The 20,026-nt window shown below is 71.2% G+C and carries 17 protein-coding genes; 8 read left to right on the top strand and 9 right to left on the bottom strand.

The features are described 5' to 3' along the window. The first annotated feature begins 99 nt into the window (after positions 1 to 99). Together FB464_RS09410 and FB464_RS09405 are read left to right on the top strand one after the other, a co-directional pair. Positions 100 to 756 carry a cupin domain-containing protein gene (locus FB464_RS09410; protein ID WP_116414096.1) on the top strand — a complete coding sequence of 219 codons (657 nt, stop codon included), beginning with the start codon at positions 100 to 102 and terminating at the stop codon, positions 754 to 756. Then, positions 753 to 1,718: a PDR/VanB family oxidoreductase gene (locus FB464_RS09405; protein ID WP_116414097.1), complete on the top strand. Its 966-nt coding sequence runs from the start codon at positions 753 to 755 to the stop codon at positions 1,716 to 1,718. The genes FB464_RS09410 and FB464_RS09405 overlap by 4 nt, the downstream gene beginning before the upstream one ends. Before the next feature lie 27 nt (positions 1,719 to 1,745). On the opposite strand, the gene FB464_RS09400 is transcribed toward FB464_RS09405, so the two are convergent. Then, positions 1,746 to 3,086, bottom strand: a complete 1,341-nt coding sequence (locus FB464_RS09400; protein WP_116414098.1) for an amidohydrolase family protein — start codon at positions 3,084 to 3,086, stop codon at positions 1,746 to 1,748. A 94-nt stretch (positions 3,087 to 3,180) separates the two neighbouring features. Between FB464_RS09400 and FB464_RS09395 the strand changes: the two genes are divergently transcribed. Then, positions 3,181 to 4,368, top strand: coding sequence for an XdhC family protein (locus FB464_RS09395; RefSeq protein WP_116414099.1), 1,188 nt, complete (start codon positions 3,181 to 3,183; stop codon positions 4,366 to 4,368). A 51-nt stretch (positions 4,369 to 4,419) separates the two neighbouring features. Next, positions 4,420 to 4,923 carry a DUF1877 family protein gene (locus FB464_RS09390; RefSeq protein ID WP_170151874.1) on the top strand — a complete coding sequence of 168 codons (504 nt, stop codon included), beginning with the start codon at positions 4,420 to 4,422 and terminating at the stop codon, positions 4,921 to 4,923. Positions 4,924 to 4,976: 53 nt separating this feature from the next. Here FB464_RS09390 and FB464_RS09385 read toward each other — a convergent pair whose 3' ends face one another. The 6 genes from FB464_RS09385 to FB464_RS09360 all read right to left on the bottom strand — a co-directional run bounded on the left by FB464_RS09385 (position 4,977) and on the right by FB464_RS09360 (position 12,120). Next, positions 4,977 to 8,060, bottom strand: a complete 3,084-nt coding sequence (locus tag FB464_RS09385; protein ID WP_116416483.1) for a molybdopterin cofactor-binding domain-containing protein — start codon at positions 8,058 to 8,060, stop codon at positions 4,977 to 4,979. A gap of 29 nt (positions 8,061 to 8,089) precedes the next feature. After that, positions 8,090 to 8,893, bottom strand: coding sequence for an FAD binding domain-containing protein (locus FB464_RS09380; protein ID WP_116414101.1), 804 nt, complete (start codon positions 8,891 to 8,893; stop codon positions 8,090 to 8,092). Between the two features lie 157 nt (positions 8,894 to 9,050). Further along, the gene (locus FB464_RS09375) at positions 9,051 to 9,467 is read right to left on the bottom strand and encodes a molybdenum cofactor biosynthesis protein MoaE (protein ID WP_116414102.1); all 417 of its coding nucleotides are present in this window, start codon (positions 9,465 to 9,467) and stop codon (positions 9,051 to 9,053) included. 76 nt (positions 9,468 to 9,543) lie between these two features. After that, complete coding sequence (locus FB464_RS09370) at positions 9,544 to 10,110, bottom strand: MogA/MoaB family molybdenum cofactor biosynthesis protein (RefSeq protein WP_246092996.1); 567 nt, start codon at positions 10,108 to 10,110, stop codon at positions 9,544 to 9,546. Further along, positions 10,107 to 10,661 (bottom strand): cyclic pyranopterin monophosphate synthase MoaC, encoded by a 555-nt coding sequence (gene moaC / locus FB464_RS09365; RefSeq protein ID WP_116414103.1) that lies wholly within the window; start codon positions 10,659 to 10,661, stop codon positions 10,107 to 10,109. Before moaC ends, FB464_RS09370 begins: the two co-directional genes overlap by 4 nt. After that, positions 10,654 to 12,120, bottom strand: coding sequence for a molybdopterin molybdotransferase MoeA (locus FB464_RS09360; RefSeq protein ID WP_170151875.1), 1,467 nt, complete (start codon positions 12,118 to 12,120; stop codon positions 10,654 to 10,656). Before FB464_RS09360 ends, moaC begins: the two co-directional genes overlap by 8 nt. 97 nt (positions 12,121 to 12,217) lie before the next feature. On the opposite strand from FB464_RS09360, the gene moaA reads away from it, so the two are divergent. Genes moaA through FB464_RS09345 form a run of 3 tightly spaced genes read left to right on the top strand, consistent with a single transcriptional unit; the run spans position 12,218 to position 14,306 of the window. After that, entirely contained in the window at positions 12,218 to 13,339 is a 1,122-nt protein-coding gene (moaA, locus tag FB464_RS09355; protein ID WP_116414105.1) for a GTP 3',8-cyclase MoaA, read from the top strand. 6 nt (positions 13,340 to 13,345) lie between these two features. After that, entirely contained in the window at positions 13,346 to 13,585 is a 240-nt protein-coding gene (locus FB464_RS09350) for a MoaD/ThiS family protein (protein WP_116414106.1), read from the top strand. A 7-nt stretch (positions 13,586 to 13,592) separates the two neighbouring features. Next, positions 13,593 to 14,306 (top strand): 3-keto-5-aminohexanoate cleavage protein, encoded by a 714-nt coding sequence (locus FB464_RS09345; RefSeq protein WP_116414107.1) that lies wholly within the window; start codon positions 13,593 to 13,595, stop codon positions 14,304 to 14,306. Positions 14,307 to 14,313: 7 nt separating this feature from the next. On the opposite strand, the gene FB464_RS09340 is transcribed toward FB464_RS09345, so the two are convergent. Further along, entirely contained in the window at positions 14,314 to 15,549 is a 1,236-nt protein-coding gene (locus tag FB464_RS09340) for a ThiF family adenylyltransferase (protein ID WP_116414108.1), read from the bottom strand. A gap of 331 nt (positions 15,550 to 15,880) precedes the next feature. Here FB464_RS09340 and FB464_RS09335 point away from each other — a divergent pair, with 331 nt between their 5' ends. After that, positions 15,881 to 19,624, top strand: a complete 3,744-nt coding sequence (locus FB464_RS09335; protein WP_116414109.1) for an AAA family ATPase — start codon at positions 15,881 to 15,883, stop codon at positions 19,622 to 19,624. A gap of 20 nt (positions 19,625 to 19,644) precedes the next feature. Here the strand turns inward: FB464_RS09335 and FB464_RS09330 are convergent, their stop codons facing one another. Then, entirely contained in the window at positions 19,645 to 19,953 is a 309-nt protein-coding gene (locus FB464_RS09330; protein WP_116414110.1) for an SHOCT domain-containing protein, read from the bottom strand. Between the last annotated feature and the right edge of the window lie 73 nt (positions 19,954 to 20,026).

Genomic DNA, 20,026 nt, shown 5'->3' with positions numbered 1-20,026 from the left:
ACACGAGCATTTCGCCTTGATAAATACCGGGTCTGCCGGTTGTCGTTACCGGGTCGCAGGCGGCTACTGTCTCTGCAGAGGCGTCGGAAGGAGGCCCGAATGACACCCGTCACCGAGGCCCTCGATCCTCAGACCAGACAGCTGGGCGCGGCCATCCGTGCCGCCCGGCTCTCGAAAGCGCTCACGCTCGTCGAACTCGCCCGGCTCGCCAAACTCTCGCACCCGTTCCTCTCCCAGCTGGAACGCGGGCACGCCCGGCCGAGCATGGCCTCACTGGAGCGGATCGCCCGGGCGCTCGAGACCAGTCAGCTCGACCTGCTGGCGGGCGCCGCCGACCTCGGAGAGGACGGTCCGGAGCTGCTCTGGGGGGCCGTCACGGTGACCGCCGGAGCCCGGGTGCCGCCGATGCGGCTGCCGCGTCGTGCCGAAGTCGTGCGCGCAGGGGAAGGCACGACCGGGCCCTACGCTGAAGGGCAGGCCCGGTTGCTGGTGGGCGCGCGCGCACGGTTCCAGCCGATGGAGTTCACGGGCGCGAACCGGGTGTTCGGCGACTACTACCACCACGCCGAAGACGAATTCGTCACGGTGATCGAGGGTAGAGTCATGGTCGATCTCTCCGGTGACGGCGAATTCCTGCTCGGCCCCGGCGACTCGGTGTACTTCGAGGGGGGCACGCTCCACCGCTGGCGATCGGCAGACCGGGGGGCCTACCGGCTGTTGGTCGTGAAGCAGCGTTTTCAGAAAGAGCCCGCGTGAACGTTCATCCCCTTCCCTCCCTCGATGTTGTCGTCACCGACCGGCGGAGCGTGGCAGACGACATCGTGCTGCTGACGCTCGCTCCGGCGGGTGGTGGAGACCTGCCGGAATGGACTCCCGGGGCGCACATCGACCTGCTGCTGCCGAACGGCGTCGAACGACAGTACTCGCTGTGTTCAGACCCGGCCGACCGGAGCGCCTGGCAGGTCGCGGTGCTCCGCGAGAGCGCGGGGCGCGGCGGGTCGGAGTTCGTGCACGCGTTGCTTGCCGTCGGTGAGATGCTGCGGGTCCGCGGGCCGTTGAACCACTTCGCCTTCGAAGCGGCGACGCACTACACCTTCGTCGCGGGCGGGATCGGGATCACGCCGCTGCTGCCGATGATCCGTGCGGCAGCCCTGGCGGGTGCGACGTGGTCGCTGGCCTACGCGGGCCGGTCGGAGGGCTCGATGGCTTTCGTTCGCGAGCTTCGCGGCGAGCATCCGGAGCAGGTGACGGTGTATTCGAGCGAGGCAGGGGAGAGGCTGGCACTCGACGAGCTGTTCGCTGCCGCTCCGGCCGGAACGCTCGTGTACTGCTGCGGGCCGGCCCGGCTGCTCGATGCGGCGACGACGCTGGCAGCGGGTCTCGGATGGCCGGCGGGGCAGCTCCATCAGGAACGCTTCGAGGCGAAGGAGACCGGCGCTCCGGTTCTGGCCGACGCGTTCGAGGTCGAACTCGAGTACTCGGGGATGACCCTGACGGTGCCGCCGGAGCGGAGCATTCTCGATGTGGTCGAAGAGGCCGGGGTGCTTGTGCTGTCGTCGTGCCGGGAGGGCACCTGCGGTACCTGCGAGACGCCCGTGGTCTCGGGCGAGGTGGACCACCGCGACTCCGTGCTCACGCCGGAGGAGCAGGCCGACAACGAGGTGATGATGATCTGCGTGTCGCGGGCGGCGTGCGCGAAGCTGGTGCTGGAGCTTTAGGGGCCGCGGGGCGGCGGTCAGCGGGCGTCAGCGGGCGTGGCGGGTGGCGAGCAACGCCTTGAGGTCGGCCGCGATGACGCGCTCGTCGTGCGCCACCAGCCGGTAGTCGCGCACGACCACGCGGCCGGCGACGACGACATGCCGGGGCTTCCGGCCCGGGTTCGCCCAGAGCAGGCCCGCGATGGGGTCTGCGACGGCCGCGTCGGCGACGCCCGAGACGTCCCAGACGCAGAGATCCGCCGCGTCCCCCGGGGCCAGGGAGCCGAGCTCGGGCCGGCCGAGACCCAGCGCCGAGCCCTTCGTGGCCATGCCGAGCACCTGGCGGGCGGGAATCGGCGCGCCCACGAGCGGGGCGATCTGCATCGCCAGCCGGGCGTCGGCGAGCAGGTTCGAGGCGTCGTTGCTGCCGCCTCCGCTCGTGCCGAGGCCGACAGCGAGACCGGCTCCCCGGAGAGCCGCCACCGGAGCGATACCCCAGCCCATCGGAAGGTCGCAGGCCGGGGAGTGCGTCGCCGTCACCCCGCTCGCAGCCAGGCGCGCGATCTCGTCGTCGGTCACCGCGCAGAGGTGCGCGAGTGTCACGTCGGGAGCGAGCCAGCCCCACTCGTCGAGCAGGTCGATGGGTCGACGGCCGTACTTCTCGAGGGCGATGGCCACGTCGACCTGCTCATTCGCCTGGCTGCGCCGGCGGAGACCCCGGCGGGCCGCGACCTCACCGAGCAGCCGGAACGTCTCCGGGCTGTCGCTGTGCACTCCGGCGGGGCCGACGGCCACCTGCAGCAGGCCGTCGCTCCGAACGCCGCCGGCCGCGTTCGGCACCAGCGCTTCGGCGATCGCGTCCGCGGACTGAGCCGCCTGCTCGGGGTCGTCCCGCGCAGAGCCGCGCACGAAGACCAGCCGTGCGCCGAGGTCGGCGGCAGCGCTCGCGGCGGCACGCGCGATGCCGACGGTCAGGTCGATGTCGGTGTTCCCCGGTCCTCCCGGCCAGTTCAGATGATGGTCGGCGACGGTCGTCACGCCGCTGAGCAGACTCTCGGCGAGGCCGGCGTGGGCGGCGGCATACTCCAGTTCGGGATCTATGCCTGCGCGCGCATACGCCGCTGCCATCGTCGGCAGCCACGACGCCATCGGCACTCCTCGAGTACCCGGGAGGGTGCGGAAGGCGGTCTGCAGCAGGTGGTGGTGGGCGTTCACGAGACCGGGGGTGACGACACATCCGGAGGCGTCGAGGGTGTCGAACGTCTCGTCGTCGGGACCGTCGTGGCGGGCATCCGGAGCCGAGACGACACCGTTCTGCAGGAACAGGTCACCGGAGGATTCGGTTTCGTCGTCGATGAGGATGGCACGGGCGTGGTGAACGGTGAGCATGAATGAGTTCTAACATCATTTTGTGTCGTGCTGATGACGCGCACGTCTCGCCGCCCGCCTGTTACCCCACTCGCTCCGCACGGAAGGAGAACGGATGCTCGAACTCGCCGAAGCGCTGCTCGAACGTCTCGACCGTGGTGAGTCGGTCGCCGTGGCGACGGTCACGCGCATCAACGGGAGCGCTCCGCGCACGCTCGGCACGGCGATGGCGGTGGATGCCCGGGGCTCGGTCATCGGCAGCATCTCGGGCGGCTGCGTCGAAGGCGCCGTGTACGAGGCCTGCCAGGAGGTGCTCGAGTCTGGCGTCGCTGTCACGCACGAATTCGGGTACAGCGACGACGACGCGTTCGCGGTGGGGTTGGCGTGCGGCGGGCGGATCGAGGTCATCGTGCAGCGGCTCGGGCCTGCGGGCGATGGGGGCGTCACCGGGGTGACGGTCGGTGTGACGAGCGGTGCGGGCGGGGCGGAGGCGGCAGCGCTGCACGCGGAGTTGGAGGCCGCGGCGGCCGGACAGACCGCGGGGGTCGTGCTCGTGACCGGGGGCCGGGCGCTCGGCACTGTGTTGGCCGGGGGCAGCGAGCTCGCTGCGGTGCCGGGGCTCAGTGCTGACAGCGCGCGGCGGCTGCTGGCTGAGCTTGCGGCCCGCATCGGTGCCGGGCGCCCGGGGCTGGCCGTGGTCGACTGCGAGGATGGCCCGATCGAGGCACTCTTCGTGGTGGCGTCGGTGAAGCCGCGGATGATCGTCTTCGGCGCGGTCGACTTCTCCGCCGCACTCGCGAACGCAGCGGTGCTGCTGGGCTACCGGGTGACGATCTGCGACGCTCGCCCGGTGTTCGCGACGGCGGAACGCTTCCCGGCCGCGGACGAGGTCATCGTCGAATGGCCCGCCGACTACCTCGCGCGCACCGATACCGATTCCCGCACGGCCGTCGTGGTGCTCACGCACGACGACAAGTTCGACATCCCCCTGCTGCAGGTGGCGCTGGGGTTGCCGCTGGCCTATGTCGGCGCGATGGGTTCGCGCCGCACGCACGACCGGCGGCTGGATGCTCTCACCGAACTCGTGCCCCGGGACTCGCTGGCGCGGCTGCACTCGCCGATCGGGCTCGACATCGGAGCGAGCACACCCGAGGAGACGGCGGTGTCGATCCTGGCCGAGATCGTGGCGGTGCGGAACGCCGGCTCGGGGTCGCATCTCCGCACTCTGAGCGGCCCCATCCACCGCTCTGCCCCCACACATGCCGCGACCGGCATATCAAGGTCGAAAGACGTCCGAGTCTAGACAGGATGAGATAAGGTCATATTCGAGAGAGAGTGAGCGAGTCTCGTGCCTTTGGACGCAATCTATACCGCGGTGCGGGACGACATCCTCACTGAGATCCGCGGCCTCGCGGAAGATGAGCTGACGGAGCGCGTCTTCGCCCTCTCGGAAATCGACCATGCGCCTGAACTGCATCTCTCCACGTCGTGGGACGGACTGCACTTCCTTCTCTCCGGCACCTCTGCGCGCGGTGCTCTACCGGCTGGCTCGGCTCTCAGCGAGGGGATCGTCGGCGCGGAACGGCTCTGGGGCGGCGGAGTGAACTGGGTGGCCGCGACTTCTCGGCAGTCGCTGCCAACCGTGCTCTCGGCCTTGAGCGCTGTCGAACCATCCCGTCTCAGCCAAGCGTTCGAGCCGCACCTCTTCCGTCGCGCCGGGATCTATCCCGTCTCGGGCTGGTCAGACCGAGCCATCAGCGACGCGCTGCCCCTGTACCTCGAGCGCCTGGACTCGTTGATCCGCTTCTATTCCGAGGTGGTGGCTGAGGGCGGGAACGTCATCGTCGAAGTCGGATAGGCGACCCGCGGGCCGTTCGGCCGATTCCGGCGTGCGCCCGAGAGGCGCGGCGCTCAGCCGTGCAGGAGCCGCCAGACGCGGTCGCGCGAGATCGGCAGTTCGTGGGGGCGCACGCCGATGGCGTCGCGCACGGCGTTCGCCAGAGCGGCCGGCACGGGGTTGTAGGGCGACTCGCTCATCGACTTCGCACCGAACGGGCCGAGGCCGTCGCTCGTCTCGGCGAAGTAGACCTCGGTGACCGGAAGGTCCGCCAGGGACGGCAGGTGATAGTTGCGGAGCACCGACGTGAGCACCACACCGTCGTCGCCGATGATCAGCTCCTCGAACATCGCGGTGCCGAGGCCCTGTGCAACGCCGCCCTCGACCTGGCCGCGGCACTGCTCCGGGTTGATGACGAAGCCGGCATCGGCGCCCTGGATGGACTGCAGGATCCGGATCTCGCCGGTATCGGTGTTCACGGCCACGCGGAACGCATGCACGTTGAAGGCGAGTGAGCGCTGGGCACCGTCGTGCTCGCCGGTGGCGGTGATGCCGTCGGGCGTCGCGACGACCCGGGCCCGGCCGCCCGGCATCGAGACGACGTCGGGCGAGGCCGGGGCTGAAGCTGCGGGCGCGGCGAACGCGGCCACCTCGGTGAGCGGCACAAAACGGTCGCCGGCGCTGAGGCCCTCGGCTCCGAGCATCCACTCGTCGACCGGGATGCCCGTGAGGGCAGCAGCGGATTCGCGGAGCTTCAGCGCGAGCCCTGTTGCTGCCGCGAGCACCGCCTTTCCGGCGACGACGGTGCCGGCCGAGCCGAACGCTCCCGTGTCGTAGGGCACCACGTCGGTGTCGGACTGGCGGATGACCAGCAGCCCCGGCTCCGTGTTCAGCGCGGTCGCGGCGAGCTGCGAGTGCACCGTCGTGGTGCCGTTGCCGAACTCGGCCGTGCCGACGCTCAGGGTATAGACGCCGTCCGGCCCGAGGGTGACGGAGGCTTCGGAGAAGTGGCCGCGCGGCGGGATCGTGGCGATCATCGCGGTGGCCATGCCCTCGCCGACCTTCCATTCGTCGCCTTCGGGGGCAGGCACGCCGTTCCCCCGCTCGAGAGCCGCCTGGGCGAGATCGAGCACCTGGTCGAGTCCGTAGCTTCCACCGAAGACGAGGTCGTCGCCTTCGACGTGGGTGATCACGAGCGGGTCGTCGGGCCCGACCGCGTTGAGGCGACGGAGGTCGAACGGGTTCATGCCGAGGGCGATGGCGAGATCATCCATCGCCGATTCGACGCCGAAGATCACCTGGCCGAGACCGTACCCTCGGAACGCTCCCGACGGCATGTTGTTCGTGTAGACGGCCTCGGCATCGACCCGTTTGTTGGGAGAGTTGTAGAGGCTGACCGACTCGGCGCAGCCGTGGAACATCGTGCCGGGGCCGTGGTTCCCGTAGGCTCCGGTGTCGCTCAGCACCTCGACGTGCATCGCGGTGAGCCGGCCGTCGCGGGTCGCGCCGAGGGTGACGCTGGTGCGCATCGGGTGGCGGCAGGGTACGACGGTGAGTTCGTCGGTGCGCGTCATCTCGTACTGCACGGGCCGCCCGGTGGCGAGCACGGAGAGGGTCACGAGGTCTTCGGTCTGGATCTCCTGCTTGCCGCCGAAACCGCCGCCCACCCGGGTGGTGAACACGCGCACGGCATCGAGTTCGAGGTCGAAGATGCGGGCGATCTCCGTCTGCACGAGGAACGGCACCTGCGAACTCGTGCGGAGCACCAGGCGTTGGTCGTCGTCGAGCCAGCCGACGGTGCCGTGCGTCTCCAGGGCGCTTGCCGAGATGCGGGCGGTCTGCCAGGTTCCGCTGACGGTGACGTCGGCGTCTGCCAGGCCTGTGGCGAGGTCACCGTACTCTCCGTGCATCTGGGCGACGAGGTTGCGGTTCGGGTCGGCGATGCGGGAGAACGTCGCATCCTTGTCGCCGTGGAGGGCCGGGATGCCCGGCTCCTGCGCGCGCGCCGGGTCGAAGTTCGCCGGCAGTACGTCGTAGGTCACGTCGAGCAGGCGGCAGGCCTCCTCGGCGATGCCGATCGACTCGGCGACGACGACGGCCACCCGTTGGCCGCGGAACCGCACGACGCTGTCGAGGATGAGCGTGTCGTCGGGATCCTCCGTACGGTTCTGGTGGCGGGCTGTGGAGAAGAGGGTGTGCGGCACGTTCTCGTGCGTGAACACGGCGGCGACGCCCTCCAGCGCTGCGGCAGCCGTCGTGTCGATCGAGGTGATGCGGGCATGCGCGTGCGGGCTCCGCAGCACGACGAGGTGCAGCAGGCCGGGTATGGCGACGTCGAGGGTGTAGCGTTCGCGCCCGGTGACGATGTTCGCGCCGGCGGGGGCGCGCACAGAGGTGCCGACCGAACGGATGACCGGGGTGGGGGCCCGGCGCCCGGTGTCGGTGGGGGCGTCCGTGCCGGCAGCCGTGGTCGGGTCGGCGGTCTCGGTGAGCAGGGTGGTCGCGCCGGTGACCGGCTCGGGGGAGGTGCCGGGGGCGGTGACGGTGGCGAGCTCGGCTGCCGAGGTGGCGGCGGAGGTGAGGGGCGACGCGGCAGCCGCCTCGTCGGCGGGGGCGGTGCGCGCGGGGACGGCCGGGCATCCGGAGCCGTCGTGGCCGGCGCAGCCGGTTCCGGATGCTGCGAGGGAGCCCGCCCCGGCCGTGCGACCCGCGCACCCGGGCCTGGCGATGTTCGACACACCGTGCAGCGCATCGTTGATCGCGCGGTAGCCGGTGCAGCGGCAGAGGTTGCCCTTCATCAGGCGGGGAAGGTCGGCGGGGTCGGCGTCTGTGAGGGTGGAGGCGGTGACGACCATACCGGCGGTGCAGAAGCCGCACTGGAAACCGGCCGCATCGACGAAGCGCTGCTGCACCGGGTGGAGGTCGTCGGGCGTGCCGAGGCCGGCGACCGTCGTGATGGCACGGCCGGTGGCGCGATGGGCGGGGAAGACGCAGGAGTGGACCGGTGTGCCGTCGACGAGCACCGAGCACGCGCCGCAGTCGCCGGTGTCGCAGCCCTTCTTGACCTCGAAGTGCTCGGCGTCACGCAGCAGGGTGCGGAGGGACTGGCCGGCGCGGGGCGTGACTTCGAGAGTCTCGCCGTTGACGTCGAACTTCATGACAGCTCCTCGTGGATCGTCGGCGGTGTTCATGCGAGCTCCTCGCGGATCTCCTCGGCCAGCACCGCACTCACGGCACGGCGCCAGTCGGCGGCACCGTGCGCATCCGTGAACCATTCGGTGATGGCGAGCACGTCGTCTCGCAGGGTCACGGCGGCTGGTCGGCTCTCGTACCGCAGCTGGATGGGGCGAACCGTTCCGCCCGAGACCGTGAGCACGAACGCGCCGCCGGGGGAGAGCCGCCCGAGCAGCACGGCACCTGAGCGCCCGAGCGGCGACAGGGCGATCTTGCGGTACGCGACGCGCGAGAGCAAAGACTCCTGGGGGATCGAGATGGACCGCAGAACGTCGCCGGGCTCCAGCACGGTCGTCTTGTTGCCGGTGATGAAGCGGGTGACGGGCATCCGTTCGTCACTGCCGTCGGCGCGCCAGACGAGAGCTTCTCCGTCGAGAGCGGCGGTGAGGGAGGTCATCGGGCCGGCGGGGAGAGCTGCGGAGAGGTTGCCGCCGACCGTGGCGACGTTCCAGACCTTGAAGGAGCCGTAGAGGGCGGTGCAGCAGTCGAAGAAGGCGTGGTGGGCGGCCCAGCCGGGCTGGGCGGGGAAGCGGGAGAGTTCGGCGAGGGTGCAGGTGGCCGCGATCTCGAGACCGGCAGGGGTGACGGTGAGGGCAGGCCACCCCATCGTGAGCAGGTCGACGATGGCGGTGAGGTGATGCTGCGGCTCGCCGTAGAGTGCGGAGCCGCCGGCCAGCGGGGCGACGGTCGGGCCGAGGGCGGTGAGGTCTGCCCGGGTGCGGGCCGGGATCACTTCTGCGACGGTGTTGAGATCCACGCGGGCCCTTCTGCTGGTGCGACACACCCGGTCCGCGAGGGGACGCGGGCGGGACCGGCCCAGCGTAGCGCGGGCCTCTGCCAGTGAACAGCAGAAAGATGACGAACGTGTAAACCGCGCCGCGTTGCATGGGGAGCGGGCAGGGGCCGGCGGGGCGTCAGCCGATGGAGCCCACCCACTCGGCGGTGCCGTCGGTGAAGAACTGTTCCTTCCAGATCGGGACGCGCGCCTTCACCTCGTCGACCAGGGCGGCGCAGGCCGCGAACGCTGTTCCGCGGTGCGCTGCGGAGACGGCGCAGGCGAGAGCTGTGTCACCGATTCCCAGATCGCCGACCCGGTGGGCGACGGCGAGCCTCGCGCCGGGGTGCGCGGCCGCGACGTCGTCTGCGACCTGGCGCATGACCTCCCCGGCCGTCGGATGCCCGGAGTAGCTCAGCCGTGAGACCCCGCGCCCGTCGTCATGGTCGCGCACGATGCCGCTGAACATGACGACGGCGCCGGCGGAGTCGGTGGTGACGTTGTCGACGCACCACTCCACGCTGATGGGCCGTTCGCTGACCGTGGCGAAGGCCACCTGGCCGGGGGCGCTCCGGTCGTCGAGGGCGAAGCCACCGGTCTCCGGCAGCGGGGTGGTGCCGTCCGGTGGGGGGTCAGTCGTGTCGTCGATGGTCGCCTCCGTGCAGTTGGTCGACCATGTGGTCGAGAACGTCGTCGAGCAGGCCGAGCCCGTCTTTCACGCCGCCGCTCGACCCGGGAAGGTTCACCACGATGGTCGATCCGGCGACGCCGGCGAGCCCGCGGGAGAGCAGGGCGCTCACGACCTTCAGCCCGCCGCGCCGGCGCAGCTCCTCGGCGAATCCGGGGATCTCGAAGTCCAGCAGCCCGCGGGTCGCCTCGGGCGTGCGGTCGTGGGGGTGGATGCCCGTCCCTCCGCTGGTCACGAGAAGATCGGGCGCCGACCGCAGCAGCGCCGCGATGGCGGGGCCGACCCCGGGGCCGTCGGGCACCACGAGGCGCTCCGGCACGGTCCATCCGCGGGTCGTTGCCCAGCGCTCGATGAGCGGACCGGTCACGTCGTCGTAGGCACCGGCGGCGGCGCGCGTCGACACGATGAGGATGGCGACCGTGCCGGTGCGCCCGCCGGGCGCCGCTGTCGCGCTCGTGTGGGGCGACGCGGCCGCTGCCTCACCGGTCCCCGACGGGTCTGCCGCGCTCACACCGCTGCCCCGCTGGCGCCGCTGCCCGGCAGATGCTCACCCGCGACATCCGGGCGCTCCCAGTCCCCGCTCTTGCCGCCGCTCTTCGAGACGACATGGATGCCGGTGATCTCCGCGAGCTTGTCGACCGCCTTGATCATGTCGTAGAGCGTGAGCGCTGCGATCGACGCCGCCGTGAGCGCCTCCATCTCGACGCCGGTCACGCCGGTGGTCTTCACCATGGTGTGGATGATCACCCGATCGGCGAGCGGCGTGAAGTCGACGGTCGCGCCCGACAGGGGCAGGGGATGGCAGAGCGGGATCAGCGAGGACGTCTGTTTCGCGCCCATGATGCCGGCGATCCGCGCTGTCGCGAGGGCCTCGCCCTTCGGAAGCTCACCGGCCACGAGCATCCCGATCACGTCCGGACGCGTGATCAGGGTGGCCTCGGCGTGCGCCACGCGCTTCGTGATGGCCTTGTCGGTGACGTCGACCATCAGCACGGCGCCGTCGGGCCGCACGTGGGTCAGAGCCGGTTCGCCAGCCCCGCCGCCCTGCCCTGCGTCACTCATCGATCCTCCAGACCATCACCGGGTCGCCCGAGTCGAGGTGTTCCACCTCGGCGGCGATGTGCACCAGGGCGTTCGACGTCGCATAGGAGTGCAGCAGGTGAGAGCTCGGCCCGCCGATCAGCGCCACCGTTCCGTCTTCGGCCACGAAGCCGCGGCGCACCTGGTAGGTGCCCGCCGGCGAATCGACGGATTCCGCGAGCATGGCGACCTCGCGCACGCGTTCCGCCGGCTCGAGGTGCGCGACCTTCCGCAGGATCGGCCGCACGAACATCTCGAACGAGACCAGCGCGCTCACCGGGTTGCCCGGAAGACACACGGTCGGCCGCGACAGGGGCGTGCTGGGCGCCGACGACGGAATGACCGCCTGGCCGAACCCCTGCGGCCCGCCCGGCTGCATCGCCACCTTGCCGAACTCGACTCCGAGGGGCGCGAGCGCATCGCGCACGACCTCGCGCGCACCCGCGCTGACCCCGCCCACGGTGATGATGAGGTCGGCGGCCGGCCCGTGCTGGTTCAGGATGCCGAGCAGCACCGGCGCGTCATCCGACCGGCAGGCGACCGCCGTCACCTCGCAGCCCGCGTCGAGCAGGGCGACGCTCAGGGCGACGCTGTTCGAGTCGTAGATCTGCCCGGTGCCGAGTGCGGACCCGGCGTCTCGGATCTCGTGCCCCGTCGACACGAGCAGCACGCGCAGCCGCTTCACCACCTCGATGCCGGTGAGCCCGGTGCCGGCGATCACGCCGAACTGCGCGGGGCCGAGCGTGCTGCCGGCGGCGAGGAGCACGTCACCGGCGGCGACGTCGCTGCCGGTGCGACGGATGAACGCGCCGGGGGTGACCGGCGAGGTGAAGCTGACCGTGGGGCCGGCGGGCGCAGAGGGGCTGGCCGCATCCGCATCCGCATCCACATCCGCAGGAGAGCCAACGGCATCCGAAGCGGCGGCAGGGTCTGCGCCGCCGCCTGCCCCGCTCCCTGCGACCCCCACCTCATCGTTGCTGAGCTCGGCGCCGAGGATCAGGTCGGGTTCGAAGGCGAGCCGCAGGGCATCCGCGTCGGGGAAGACCGGCGGCACGGCCGACTCGATCGGAACGATCGCATCCGCACCGAGCGGAACCGGCGCCCCGGTCATGATCGGCGCGGCTGTGCCGGCGACGAGGGGCAGACCGCCGTCGCCCGCCGCGATCTGCCGGGCCACGCGCACGGAGACAGGATGCTCGGGAGACGCGGTCACGAGGTCGAACCACGACACCGCGTAGCCGTCCATCTGCGAGTTGTCGAAGGAGGGCAGGTCGGTGGGCGACACGACGTCGACCGCGAGAACCCGGCCGCGGTAGTCGCCGGGGCGGGCGGCCATGCGCGACGGCGACACCAGGAGAGTCTCGCTCGCGCGGTTCTCGGCCAGCGGGGCGAGCAGTCGCTCGACGGCTGCGCGGTGTTCTTCGATCAGGCGGCGGTTCACAGGTCCATCCTGCCGCACTCCACCGACACTCACCGAGGACACGCAATTCCCGTTTCGGGGACGGCGTCGCCCGGATGCCCTTCTACACTTGATCGATATGACCGTCATGCTGGGTGTTCCCGAGGTGCGAGGCGCGGCTCGAGCCGTGCCGGGTGGCCCCGCGACATCCGGAGCCGGCGGAGGACGTGCCGTACGACCCTCCGTGCCGGGCCTCCTCGACACGTTCGGGCGCACCGCGACCGACCTCCGCATTTCGCTGACGGACCGCTGCAACCTGCGCTGCACCTACTGCATGCCGGCCGAGGGGCTGCCCTTCCAGCCCGCCTCGAAGCTGATGCAGCGCGACGAGATCGTGCGCCTCGCCCGGCTCGCGACAGAGGTGCTGGGCGTCCGGCAGGTGCGCTTCACCGGGGGCGAGCCACTGCTCCGCAAAGACCTGGTCGAGATCATCCGCGATGTGGCCGCTCTGGATGCCCGCCCCGAGATCTCGCTCACCACCAACGCCATCGGGCTCTCCGGTCGCGCCACCGCGCTCGCCGAGGCGGGCCTCGACCGGGTGAACGTCTCGCTCGACACGATCTGCCCCGAGACCTTTGCGATCATCACCCGCCGGCCCTTCCTCGAACGGGTGCTGAAGGGCATCGACGCTCTCGGTCTGGCGGGCATCCGCAACACCAAGATCAACGCGGTGCTGCTGCCCGGCATCAACGACACCCAAGGCCCCGACCTGCTCGAATGGGCGCTCGCCGGGGGTCACCAGCTGCGGTTCATCGAACAGATGGCGCTCGACGCCGACCACGTCTGGGACCGCGAGGCGATGATCACTGCCGAGCAGATCCGCGAGCGCCTGTCGGAGCGTTTCGACCTCAGCCCCGATGCCGCCCCCCGCGACGGTGCGCCCGCGGAGCTCTACCGCGTGAGGCGCCGGGGGGCATCCGCCGACGAACCGGAGCTCGGAACGGTCGGCATCATCGCCTCCGTCACCGAGGCGTTCTGCGACGACTGCCGCCGCACTCGCCTGACGGCCGAGGGCGGCGTGCGCAGCTGCCTGTTCTCGCACACCGAGACCGACCTGCTCGGGCCGATGCGCGCGGGCGCCGGCGACGACGAGATCGCCGACCTCTGGCGCGGGGCGATGTGGGCGAAGCCCGCGGGCCACGAGATGAACCTGGCCGGGTTCCAGCAGCCCGAGCGCCCGATGAGTGCGATCGGTGGCTGACCGCAGATGAAAGTGCGGGTTCGTTACTTCGCCGCGGCCAAAGCCGCCGCCGGAGTGGCCGAAGAGCTGCGCGAGGTACCGGGTGGATGCTCGGTCGGCACCCTGCTCGCCTCGACGGGCCTGGGCGGCCATCCGGTGCTCGGGCGCAGCACCTTCCTGGTGAACGGCCTCACCGTGCCGGGCCACACCCACGTTCTGGCGGACGGTGACAGCCTCGACGTGCTGCCGCCGTTCGCGGGGGGCTGACCGGCCCATGATCCAAGCGAGCCTCAACGGTCCCTTCACGAAGGACGACCATTCCGCAGTCCCCGTATCCCCGGCCGAGCTGGCGGCGGACGCCCGGGCGTGCGCTGCTGCCGGCGCGCGGGCCTTCCACGTGCATCCGCGGGCCGCGTCGGGCGTCGAGACGCTCGCGTACGGCGTTGTCGACGACGTAGTGCGCGCCGTCAAAGCGAGCCAGCCGCATCCCGTCGGTGTCGGGTCGGGTGCCTGGATCGAGGGCGACGTCGCGCGGCGGTTGGAGTTCGCGTCCCAGTGGACCCAACCCGACTTCGTGTCGGTGAATCTCGCCGAGGAGGGTGCGGTTCCCCTCATCCACCGTCTCGCCGAGCGGGGAATCGCCGTCGAGGCCGGCGTCTGGACGGTCGCCGACGCCGAGTTCCTGGTGAGCGGCGAGCTGCCGCCGGGGTTGGTGCGACTGCTGATCGAGCCGGTCGAACTCGATGTGACGCTCGCCGTCGGGATCGTCGCCGAGATCCACCGGCTGCTCGACCGCGGCGGAGTGGAGGTTCCCCGCCTGCAGCACGGAGACGGCGAGGCGACCTGGGTGCTGCTCGAAGACGCGGCCCGGCGGGGCATCGACACGCGGATCGGGTTCGAGGACACCTTCCACCTGCCCGACGGTTCGCTGGCGGAGTCGAACGCGGCGCTCGTGCGGGCCGCGGCCGAGATCATGGGCGACCGCTAGGAGCGGTTCAGTAGCGGGCGACCTCCGGGTCGACCTTGGCAGACCACGCATCGATGCCGCCCTCGACGAAGGTCACCTGCTGCCAGCCCGACTGCAGCATCACCTCGCGTGCGTACTGCGACCGCGTGTCGTGGTGGCAGTGCACGAGGATCTCGGCGCTTTTCGGCAGCACCTCCTCGGCCGCGGCGGAGAGCAACGACTGCAGAGGCACGAGCACCGATCCGTCGATTCCGGCGAAGTCGCGTTCCCACGGCTCCCGCACGTCGAGCAGGATGAAGTCGTCGGCACCGGATGCCCGGGCCGCGAGCCGTGCGGCGAGCTCCGTGACGCCGAGCGAGGTGGCGGGGCGGGCGGTACGCGTGGGTTCGGTGGCGGCGGGCTCGGTGACTGCAGCGGGCTCGGCGGTGGCGGGCTCGGTGGGGGCAGGCTCGGCGGTGGCAGACTCGGCGGTGCCCGGCTCAGCCACCCCGAACGGCACCTCGGTGTAGCTGCCTTCCAGCGTGTCGATCACGAGGATGCGGCCTACCAGCGGTTCGCCGAAACCGACGATGAGCTTCAGTGCCTCCGTCGCCATCGCCGAGCCGACCGTTCCGCAGAGCGGACCCAGCACACCCGCGACGGAGCACGACTCGGCCTCGTCGTCGACGATCTCCTGTGGGAACAGGTCGCGGAGCGTGAGGCCCCGCCCGGGCTCACCCGATCCGCTCGCCGCCGGCCGGTGCCAGAACGTCGAGACCTGCCCGTCGAACCGCAGCACCGAGCCCCAGACGTAGGGCATCCCGAGCGCCGCCGCCGTATCGTTCGCGAGGTAGCGGGTGGCGAAGTTGTCGGTTCCGTCGATGACGAGGTCGTAGCCGCCGAAGATCTCGGCCGCGTTTCCGGCATCGAGCCTCACTTCGTGCAGGTCGACGCGCACCAGCGGGTTCAGCGCAGTGAGGGCCGCGCGGGCCGACCGGGCCTTCGACGTGCCGAGAGCGTCGGACGTGTGGATGATCTGCCGCTGCAGGTTCGACTCGTCGACGGTGTCGTCGTCGACGATCCCGAGGGTGCCGACCCCCGCACCCGCCAGGTAGAGCAGCACGGGGGATCCGAGCCCGCCCGCACCGAGCACCAGCACGCGGGCCGCCTTCAGGCGCCGCTGCCCTTCGAGGCCGAGCTGCGGCATCCGGAGCTGCCGTGAGTACCGCCGGAGTTCCTGCTCGTCGAGCTCAGACCCCAGGCTGACGAGCGGTGTGCGTGCCATGCCCCGAGCTTACGCGCCCGCCCTGCCGCCCCTGCCGCCCCGCCGCCCCCGTTCGCGGCCCGGCCGCCCCCGCCCACCACGCAGACGCATCCGCGCCGCCTTGTCGCATCCGCGCCCCGGCGCGCAGGCGCGGAAGCGACAAACCGGCGCGCTCCGCGGGGTGGGGCCGCGCGGGCTCGCGCGGGGCGGCGGCCGAAGTGGGCGCGGGCGGGCGGGCTGAGCGGGGCGGGGCGGAGCGCTGCAGCGCGGCACGCGGGGTGGGGGCATCCGGTTCGGTAGCGTAGAGCAACACGCGAAAGCACAGCCCGCGACGACCGGAAAGGGGTGAGGGGTGCATCTCAAGAGCCTCACCCTGAAGGGTTTCAAGTCGTTCGCGCAGCCCACGACCTTCGCCTTCGAGACGGGCGTGACCTGTGTGGTCGGCCCGAACGGCTCAGGCAAGAGCAACGTCGTCGACGCGCTCGCCTGGGTGATGGGAGAGCAGGGGGTGAAGACCCTCCGCGGCGGCAAGATGGAGGACGTCATCTTCGCCGGCACGTCGACGCGCGGTCCGCTGGGGCGGGCCGAGGTGATCCTGACGATCGACAACGCCGACGGTGCCCTGCCGATCGACTACTCCGAGGTGACGATCAGCCGCACGCTGTTCCGGAACGGCGGCAGCGAGTACGCGATCAACGGCGACCAGTGCCGACTGCTCGACGTGCAGGAGCTCCTGAGCGACTCGGGCCTCGGCCGCGAGATGCACGTCATCGTCGGGCAGGGCCAGCTCGACGCGGTGCTGCACGCCACCCCCGAGGGCCGTCGCGGGTTCATCGAGGAGGCCGCGGGCATCCTGAAGCATCGCCGCCGCAAGGAGAAGACCGAACGGAAGCTCGAGGCGATGCAGGCGAACCTGACACGCCTGAGCGACCTCGCGGGTGAGCTGCGCCGGCAGCTGAAGCCTCTCGGTCGCCAGGCCGAGGTCGCCAAGGAGGCGCAGACGATCGCCTCGGTGGTACGGGATGCCCGTGCCCGCCTGCTTGCCGACGAGGTCGTGACCCTCCGCACAGCCCTCGACGACCACAGTCGTTCCGAGAACGAACGCCGCACGGAGCGCATCGTGCTGCAGGAGCGGCTCGAACAGAACCAGTTGCGCATCAACCGCATCCTCGAGGCGCAGGACGGCGACGCCGTCGACCTCGCCCGGCGCACAGCTTTCGGGCTCGAATCGGTGCAGGAGCGCCTCCGCGGCCTGTACACGCTCGCGAACCAGCGTCTCGCGCTGCTCGGAACGGCGCAGGGTGCGGAGCGCGACACGGCTCCGGGCGTGACGCCCACCATGGTGGCGGACTCCCGCGCGGAGGCCGCACGCCTCGCGGGCGGCGTCGTCACGGCCGAGCAGGGCTGGCTCGCCGCCCAGCAGCTCACCGCCCGGGCCCGGCGCGCCCTCGACGACGCCGATGAGCAGATCGCGGCGCAGAGCGCGCTCGTCTCCCGCCACGACCTCGAGATCTCGAAGCTGAGCGGCCAACTCGAGTCCGCCAACTCGCGGCTCGCGGCCGTGCGCGGCGAGGACCTCCGGCAGGCCAACGCGCTTGCAGCAGCGCACGAGCGGCGCGAACGCCTGCAGGTCGAGTTCGTGGCGCTCGAAGCCGAGGCGGCGACGGCGGATGTCGGCGAGACCGACCTCGACGAGGGGTACGAGTTCGCGCAGGCCGCGGTGTTCGAGGCCGAGGGCGAGATCGAGCAGCTGCGGGATGCCCTGCACACCCACGAGCGGGAACGCGATGCCCTGGCGGGAAAGACGAGTGCCCTCTCGATGGCGCTGGGGCAGAAGGACGGGTCGAGCGAGCTCGCCGCAGCCGGCGTGCCGGGGGTGCGCGGGCTGGTCGCCGACCACGTGCAGGTCGAGCCGGGCTACGAGCTGGCGATCGCGGCCGCGCTCGGGTCGCTCGCCGACGGCGTGCTGGCAGAGACGACGGAGGACGCGTTCGAGGCCCTCGCTCGGGCCCGCGGCGGCGACATGGGGCGGGTCGAGGTGGTCGTGGCGGACGGTGGCACGATCGGCGGTGGCGGGCGCGGCGGTGACAGTGAGCGCAGTGACAGTGAGAGCGGCGGCACGAGCGCCGCTCGCGGTGGGCGCGCCGCGCCGCAGTTCGCCGGCGACGGGCTGCGGGCGGCGGTCGACGTCATCACCGCGCCCCACGGGGTGCAGGCGCTGCTCGCGGCGACCCTCATCGCCGACGACCTCGAGGCTGCGCGGGCAGCCTGGCCGAGCATCCGGAGCCTGCTGCCCGGGGGCCCGACGGATGGCGACAGCGCGAACGGCACGGGCACCCTCGACGACGACAGCAGCACCACCAGCGAGGGCACCGCGCACCCCACCACCACGGGGGTCGGCCCCACCATCATCACAAGGGGTGGCGACGTGCTCACGCAGTACGTGCTGCGCGGCGGCTCCGGAGCGAAACGGTCGCGCCTCGAACTCGTAGCCGAGCGCGACTCCGCGGCCGCGCGGCTCGAGGTCGTGACCGCCGAGATCGACCGGGCGAAGTTCGCGCTCGCCGAGCAGCGAGGCATCCTGCAGAACGCGAAGCAGCAGTCGACGACCGCGCTCGCCGCGCTCCGCGAGTTCGACTCCCGACTCGCCGCGCAGACCGAGCGCCTCTCCCGGCTGAAGGCCCAGGTCGACGCGAGCCAGGGCGAGTATGAGCGCCTCGACCGGAGCCGCGCGCTCGCCGGGGAGACCGTGGGGACCGCGCTCGCCGCCGCCGAGAAGGCCAGGGCCGAGCTCGAAACGGCCCGGTCCCGGCCCCGGCCGATTCTCGACGTGAGTTCGCGCGACGACCTGCTCGGCGCGCTGGAACTCGCGCGCGACGGCGAGTTGGATGCCCGGCTGCAGCTCGAGACGGTGAGGGAACGCGTGCGGGCCGAGCAGGCCCGCGTGGTCGACCTCGAGCGCCAGCTGGTCGCCGAACGGGCGGCCGCGGAGGAGGCGGCCCGCCGGGAGGTGCTCCGCCGCCGGCAGGTCGACCGCGCGACATCCGTCGTCGGCAGCCTTCCCGGCGTGCTCGACTCCGTCGACAGGTCGGTGGCCGCCGCCCGCCTCGAACTCGCCCAGCGCGAAGCCGAGCGGAGCGAACAGAACGCCGAGCTGGGGGAGCTCCGCCGCGAGGAGAGCACCCTCCGCGATCGCCTCCAGGGCATCACCGAGAACGTGCACGGCCTGGAACTGCAGATCTACGAGAAGAAACTCCACCTGTCGAGCGTGCTCGAACGTGTGGGGTCGGAGCTGGGCCTGGTCGAGGACGACCTGGTCGCCGAATACGGGCCCGACCAGCTGATTCCCGAAGACGGGGCGGGCGACGGTCCGAGCCCCGCGACGGGCGACGGCCCCGCCACAGCCGACGACACGAAGAACGGCCCCACGGGCATCCCGTTCGACCGTGACCAGCAGAAGCAGCGGCTCGCCAGGGCCGAACGGATGCTCGCAGAGCTCGGTCGCGTGAACCCCCTCGCCCTCGAAGAGTTCGAGGCGCTCGAGCAACGGCACCGGTTCCTGACCGAGCAGCTGACCGACCTCACGAACACCCGCAAAGACCTGCTGACGATCATCGACGAGATCGACGACAAGATGAAGTTCATCTTCGAGAGCGCCTTCCTCGACACGCAGGCCGCGTTCGCGGAGGTCTTCCCGGTGCTGTTCCCGGGAGGAACCGGATCCATCACCCTCACCAACCCGGGCGACCTGCTGACCACCGGCGTCGAGGTGTCGGTGAAGCCGGCCGGCAAGAAGATCGAGCGGCTGTCGCTGCTCTCGGGCGGAGAGCGGTCGCTCGCGGCGGTCGCCCTGCTCATCGCCATCTTCAAGGCCCGGCCGAGCCCGTTCTACATCATGGACGAGGTCGAGGCGGCCCTCGACGACGCCAACCTCGGTCGGCTTCTGACGATCTTCCAGGATTTGCGGCAGACGTCGCAGCTCATCGTCATCACGCACCAGAAGCGCACCATGGAGATCGCCGACGCCCTCTACGGGGTGTCGATGCGGCAGGACGGGGTGTCGGCCGTCATCGGCCAGCGCGTCGGGGCGGCCTAGGGAGGCCGGCCGCGGCAGGCTCAGCGGCCGCTCAGCGCCTGTTCCCTGGCTCGCACGTACTCTTCGGGCGAGATCACCCGGCGGCGGTGCAGGTCGTCGAGCTCCTGCAGGCGCTGCTCCGTGGTCTTCGACGGGCTGAGCAGGTCGCTCTCCAGTGCCCGGGTGGCGAGGTCGGCCTGGAGGGTGAACGGGTCATGTCCCGCGTGTCTGATGCGGTGCGCGTTCCTGATCATCAGGGCGATCGTGATCACGAATCCCAATCCGACGACGACGCAGGCGGCGACGAAGATGATCGGGAAGATGCTGGTTGCAGTGGATGTTGTGGGCATCGGTGCCCCCTTTCCTTGCTCTTCAAGCCAACCGCGGTGGCGGGGGTAAGTCAATCACCCACCCAGCGGGCGT

The organism is Subtercola boreus (genome assembly GCF_006716115.1).
Lineage (GTDB): Bacteria > Actinomycetota > Actinomycetes > Actinomycetales > Microbacteriaceae > Subtercola > Subtercola boreus.
Note: the sequence above shows the minus strand (reverse complement) of the source record. Positions and strands in the feature narration are given on the sequence as shown.